This is a genomic window from Salinicola sp. CPA57 (genome assembly GCF_003206035.1).
In the GTDB taxonomy this organism is placed as follows: Bacteria; Pseudomonadota; Gammaproteobacteria; order Pseudomonadales; family Halomonadaceae; genus Salinicola; species Salinicola socius.
In genome coordinates this window covers 96,591-102,590 of the sequence record NZ_PZJR01000018.1, presented here as the reverse complement: position 1 = coordinate 102,590, position 6,000 = coordinate 96,591, and the positions used below count along the sequence as shown (strand labels likewise).

The 6,000-nt window shown below is 61.6% G+C and carries 5 protein-coding genes; 1 reads left to right on the top strand and 4 read right to left on the bottom strand.

Annotation, left to right across the window (positions count from 1 at the left end):
* Positions 1-51 precede the first annotated feature (51 nt).
* Both pssA and ilvC read right to left on the bottom strand, forming a co-directional pair.
* Entirely contained in the window at positions 52-939 is an 888-nt protein-coding gene (gene pssA / locus DOM36_RS18715; protein ID WP_075570186.1) for a CDP-diacylglycerol--serine O-phosphatidyltransferase, read from the bottom strand.
* 175 nt (positions 940-1,114) lie between these two features.
* Positions 1,115-2,131, bottom strand: coding sequence for a ketol-acid reductoisomerase (ilvC, locus tag DOM36_RS18710; protein WP_075570187.1), 1,017 nt, complete (start codon positions 2,129-2,131; stop codon positions 1,115-1,117).
* A gap of 210 nt (positions 2,132-2,341) precedes the next feature.
* Here ilvC and ilvY point away from each other — a divergent pair, with 210 nt between their 5' ends.
* Entirely contained in the window at positions 2,342-3,226 is an 885-nt protein-coding gene (gene ilvY, locus DOM36_RS18705; protein WP_075570188.1) for an HTH-type transcriptional activator IlvY, read from the top strand.
* A gap of 80 nt (positions 3,227-3,306) precedes the next feature.
* On the opposite strand, the gene ilvN is transcribed toward ilvY, so the two are convergent.
* Positions 3,307-3,798, bottom strand: a complete 492-nt coding sequence (ilvN, locus tag DOM36_RS18700; protein ID WP_075561369.1) for an acetolactate synthase small subunit — start codon at positions 3,796-3,798, stop codon at positions 3,307-3,309.
* A complete protein-coding gene (locus tag DOM36_RS18695) occupies positions 3,798-5,522 on the bottom strand; it encodes an acetolactate synthase 3 large subunit (RefSeq protein WP_110643998.1) in 1,725 nt (574 codons plus the stop codon). The genes ilvN and DOM36_RS18695 overlap by 1 nt, the downstream gene beginning before the upstream one ends.
* Between the last annotated feature and the right edge of the window lie 478 nt (positions 5,523-6,000).

Below are 6,000 nucleotides of genomic sequence, written 5' to 3'. Positions count from 1 at the left end.
CGACGCCCGCGCAGGGCGGGCGTTTCAGCAATGCGAGAGCAATTTCAGATTTTAATCATCCTGGGCGTTCTGGCCGCCCGCTTCGCTTCGCCGCTTCTCTCTACGCGCCTTGTTCAAGCGTCCCAGCGCCAGAACCGGACCGGAAACGACATAGCAACCGAACAGTGCCAGCAGCATGACCGAGGGTTCGATAGAGATCAGCACGAACAGCAGCACGATCGCCAACAGGAAGACGAATGGCACCGGCCCCTTGAAATCGATCTCCTTGAAGCTGTGATAGCGAACGTTACTGACCATCAACACACCAGCCGCGGCTACCACGATGATCATCAGCACCTTGAAGCCCAGCGATTCGGCATCGAAGGTGTGAAAGACCCAGACGCAAGCCGCCACGACTGCCGCTGCCGAGGGACTGGGCAAACCGACGAACCACTTCTTGTCGACACTGCCGATCTGGACGTTGAACCGCGCCAGACGCAGGGCGGCACCCGCGACGAAGATGAACGCCGCGATCCAACCGAGCTTGCCGACGTCCTGCAGAATCCAGGTAAACGCGACCAGAGCCGGCGCCATGCCGAACGAGACCATGTCGGCGAGGCTGTCGAACTCGGCGCCGAAGGCGCTCTGTGTATTGGTCAACCGGGCTACGCGCCCGTCCAGTCCGTCGAGGACCATGGCGACGAAGATAGCGATGGCCGCCTTGGCGTAGTCCCCGTTCATGGCTGCCACGATGGAATAGAAACCCGCGAACAGTGCCGAGAGCGTGAACAGGTTGGGCAGCAGATAGATACCGCGACGGCGTATCCGCTTGCCGTTTTCGACCGTCTCCTCGATGACTTCATCTTCGTCGTCATACAACGGAGAGTCGTACAGTGGGGAGGTAGCACCGATGGTTATGGTTTCGGGCTCTTGCTCGTGGTGGCGGTCATCCTGCGTCATGAAGCGAGTCCTATTAGTGGCGAGTGCGCTCGGGCATAAAAGCCGGCTCATTCTACAGCCTAGCGGGAATCTCGACAGATGCCTGTATAAAAAGCCGCGTCCCCCACCGACGGATGCGCAAAAAAACAGGGGCGCGACCCTCGTCGCGCCCCTGCTGGAACTCACGGATCGAGCTTCAGTTCTTGCTCTTGTCGACCAGCTGGTTGGCGGTGATCCACGGCATCATGCCGCGCAGCTTGGCACCCACCTGTTCGACCGGGTGTTCGGCGGTCTGACGACGGCGTGCGTTCAGGGAGGCGTAGTTACAGGCGCCCTCGGCAATGAACATCTTGGCGTATTCACCGTCCTGGATGCGCTGCAGCGCCTTTTTCATGGCGGCGCGCGATTGATCGTTGATGATCTCGCGACCGGTCACGTACTCACCGTACTCGGCGTTGTTCGAGATCGAGTAGTTCATGTTGGCAATGCCGCCTTCATACATCAGGTCGACGATCAGCTTGAGCTCGTGCAGACACTCGAAGTAGGCCATCTCCGGCGCGTAGCCGGCTTCGGTCAGCGTTTCGAAACCGGCCTTGACCAGTTCGACCGCGCCGCCGCAGAGAACGGCCTGCTCACCGAACAGATCGGTTTCGGTCTCGTCCTTGAAGGTCGTCTCGATGATACCGCTACGGCCGCCGCCGATGGCCGCCGCGTAGGAGAGTGCGATCTCCTTGGCCTGGCCGGACGCATCCTGATGGATGGCGATCAGATCCGGGATGCCGCCACCGCGGACGAACTCGGAGCGCACGGTATGGCCCGGCGCCTTGGGCGCGATCATGATGACGTCGAGATCGGCGCGCGGTTCCACCTGACTGTAATGGATATTGAAGCCGTGAGCGAAGGCGATCGTGGCGCCCTCTTTCAGGTTCGGCTCGATATCCTGCTCATAGATGACCTTCTGGTTTTCGTCCGGCGCGAGAATCATGACCACGTCGGCGGTCTTGCACGCCTCGGCGACGCTCGCCACCTTGAGGCCGGCGCTCTCGGCCTTGGCCGCCGAGGAAGAACCCTTGCGCAGACCGACCGTCACGTCAACGCCGGACTCTTTCAGGTTATTGGCATGGGCATGGCCCTGGGAGCCGTAGCCAACGATAGTGACCTGCTTGGCCTGGATCAGCGAAAGGTCGCAATCCTTGTCGTAATAAACGTGCATATCGAACTCCGGAAATCGAATCTGGTGAGCGTGGCGCTCGGAACTGTCATCGTCGAAAAACAGACGTCTTTACAAAAGTGACAGCGTTGACGGCCGCCGCCGGCGTCTGCCGCGACGGGCTTCGTTCTAGCCTGGCGCCACGATAAGCCAGGCAACGTGTTGCGTAAAACGCTATATTTGCAACACGACATTTCGATAAATGAAACGACCATGGATTACCGTCCCCTCACCCAGTTCCTCGCCTTGGCCGATCATCTTCACTTCGGCCGAGCCAGCGATGCCTGCCATGTCAGTCCATCCACGCTGAGTCGTTCGATCCGCCAGCTGGAGGAGACGCTCGGCGTCACGCTGTTTGAGCGCGACAACCGTCATGTCACGCTGACGCGGGAAGGTCAGCTGTTTCACTCCTACGCTCGGGAAACCCTGGAGCAGTGGCAGGCGATGCAGGCCACGCTGATGGCGGAAACCCGCGAGCTGGCCGGCGAGATCAGCATCTACTGCTCGGTCACCGCCAGCTACAGCTTCCTCTACCGATTGTTGAGCGAGTTCCGCCAGCGTCATGCGCGTATCGAGATCAAGCTGCATACCGGCGATCCCGCGGACGCCATTGCCCGGGTCCAGGCCGAAAACGAGGACATCGCCATCACCGCGCGCCCCCGTAGCCTGCCGGACGCACTGGCCTTCAAGCCGCTGACCACCTCGCCGCTGGTGTTCATTGCCCCGCGTGATGGCGCCGACTGGCTGCCCGCCACGCCGGAAACGCCAACGCCCTCGCAGTGGAAAGGCGTCCCGATGATCCTGTCCGAATCCGGCCTGTCGCGGGATCATGCCGATACCTGGTTCCGAGCCATGGGCATCAGCCCCCGCATCTATGCCCAGGTAGCCGGTAACGAAGCGATCGTCAGCATGGTCGGACTGGGTTTCGGAGTCGGTATCGTGCCGCGCATCGTGCTCGACAACAGCCCCCTGCTGGATCGGATCACGATTCTGCCGGTCAAGCCGGAGCTACCTCATTACGATGTCGGCCTGTGCGTGCTCAAGCGCCGCTTGAAGAGTGCGCTGATCGAGGCGCTGTGGGCCCAGCTGCCTAACTGACCCGGCCCCGACGCGTCTGAAAACGCAAAACGCCCGACAGAATCGCTTCTGCCGGGCGTGGGTCTGGCGATGGATCGTAGTTACAGCGTGAGCAGCTTGTCCCCACGGGCAATGCCCGAGACGCCGGTGCGTGCCACTTCCAGAATGCCGATCGGCGCCATCGCCTGAACGAAAGCATCGAGCTTGCCGGCATCGCCGGTAATCTGGACTGTGTAGACGCTCGGCGTGACGTCGACGACCTGCGCGCGGAAGATGTCCGCCGTACGCTTGACCTCGTCGCGGGCCGCGCCCAGCGCCTTGACCTTGACCAGCATCAGTTCGCGCTCGATGTGATTGCCCTCGGTCAGGTCGACCAGCTTGACCACGTCGATCAGCTTGTTGAGATGCTTGGTGATCTGCTCTATCACCCGGTCATCGCCCACCGTGGTCACGGTCAGACGCGACAGCGACGGGTCTTCGGTCGGCGCCACGTTGAGGGTTTCGATATTGAAGTTGCGCTGGGAAAACAGCCCCACCACGCGGGACAGGGCGCCGGGTTCGTTTTCCAGCAGGATCGAGATGATATGGCGCATCAGGTCCGCTCCGTCTTCGAAAGCAGCATGTCACGCATGGAGCCCAGCGGCACCTGCATCGGATAGACGTGCTCGAATGGATCGACATAGATATCGAGGAACACGAGCTCGTTGGTATCGGCGAAGGCACGCTCCAGCGCCGGAGCCAGCTCGTCGTGCGTCTTCACCTTGATCGCGGTGAAGCCGTAGGCCTCGATCAACTTGGTGAAGTCCGGCAGCGACTCCATGTAGGAGTGGGCGTGGCGCGACTTGTAGTTCAAGTCCTGCCACTGGCGCACCATCCCCAGCGATTGGTTGTTGAGGTTGACGATCTTGACGCCGACGTCGAACTGCTTACAGGTCGACAGCTCCTGCATCATCATCTGGAAGCTGCCTTCGCCGGTGAAGCAGACCACGTCGTCCTGCGGATAGCTGAGCTTGACGCCCATCGCCGCCGGGAAGCCGAACCCCATGGTGCCGAGGCCGCCGGAGGTAATGAAACGGTTGGGCTTGGCGAACTTGTAGTACTGCGCCGCGAACATCTGGTGCTGACCCACGTCGGTGGTCACGAACGCCTCGCCGTGGGTGGCGCGATAGACCGCTTCGATCACCTCCTGCGGCTTCAGCGCTTCGCCTGGCTTCGAAGGCTCGTAGAGCTTGCCTTCGCGCTCGGAACGCCAGCCCTCGATGCTCTTCCACCACTCGCCCAGCGACTCTGCGTTGGACGCCTCGCGGCCCTGGATCAGGCTGATCATCTCGTCGATGACGCTGCCGGCCGCACCAACGATCGGCACGTCCGCGCGCACGGTCTTGGAGATCGAACTGGGATCGATATCCACATGCACGATCTTGGCCGTGGGACAGAACTTCGAGGTGTTGTTGGTGACGCGGTCGTCGAAGCGCGCGCCGATGGCGATGATCAGATCGGCATGATGCATCGCCATGTTGGCCTCGAAACTGCCGTGCATGCCGAGCCAGCCCAGCGACTGGCGGTCGCCCTGCGGATAACCGCCGATCCCCATCAGCGTGGTGGTGATCGGAAAGCCGAGCCGCTGGACCAGATCGGTCAACGCCTCCGACGCCCGGCCGGTGACGATACCGCCGCCAGTGTAGAACACCGGCCGGCGCGCCTTGAGCATCATGTCGACGGCCTTCTTGATCTGGCCGCTGTGCCCACGGGTCACCGGGTTGTAGGAACGAATCTTGACCTTCTTCGGATAGACGTATTCATAGCGCTCGGTGGGCGCGGTCATATCCTTGGGAATATCCACGACCACCGGCCCTGGCCGACCGGTCGCGGCCAGGTAGAACGCTTTCTTCAGCACCTCGGGAATCTGGCTGGGGTGCCTGATCGAGAAGCTATGTTTCACCACCGGCCGGGTAACGCCGACGATATCGGTCTCCTGAAAGGCATCTTCGCCGATCAGGTGACTGGCGACCTGGCCGCACAGCACCACCATCGGGATCGAATCCATGTAGGCGGTAGCGATGCCGGTGACGGCGTTGGTCGCGCCGGGGCCGGAGGTGACCAGCACCACGCCGGGTTTGCCGGAGGCTCGGGCGTAGCCATCGGCGGCGTGGGTCGCAGCCTGTTCATGCCGAACGAGAATGTGTTGAACGCTATCCTGACGGAACAGGGCATCGTAGATGTGCAACGCCGCTCCGCCCGGGTAGCCATAGATACGCTCGACGCCTTCGTCTTTCAGAAAGCGGGCGATCATATCGGCGCCGGAAAGTAATTCCACTGGTGAGTCTCCCCTGGAAGTTCGAGTGCCGCTTCGCGGTTTTGATCACAAAACCCGATCCGTGAACGATTGGCGCGATACACGGAAACGAAGCTCAATCACGGCGGTAAGCCGCTGTCGACCTGCGGTCGACGCCTGATGCCATATCCTGGCGTCCTGGGCCCGGGGTGAGGACCCGCACTCATAGGAATCGGTCGCGCCTGGGCGTTGGCGATTCCTGATACGGCAGATCGCCGCATCGGGGTTGGCGGGGAACAGGCGTTTGGCCCGCGCCCTTGGTTTCCCAACAAAGCTGAGAAAGGTCTCCTTCGACAGGCGGGTAGAGGTCACTGGGAACCTACCCTTCACGCAGCGGCCGGGGATCACCCGTCATTGGCTGCGCCCGCAATCAGGAATCGCATAGATTCCCCCAGCACTCCGGGGCTGTCAACCTTCGACGCCGCCAGTCGAGTCTTCGGCGGGAATATCGTCTGAATAC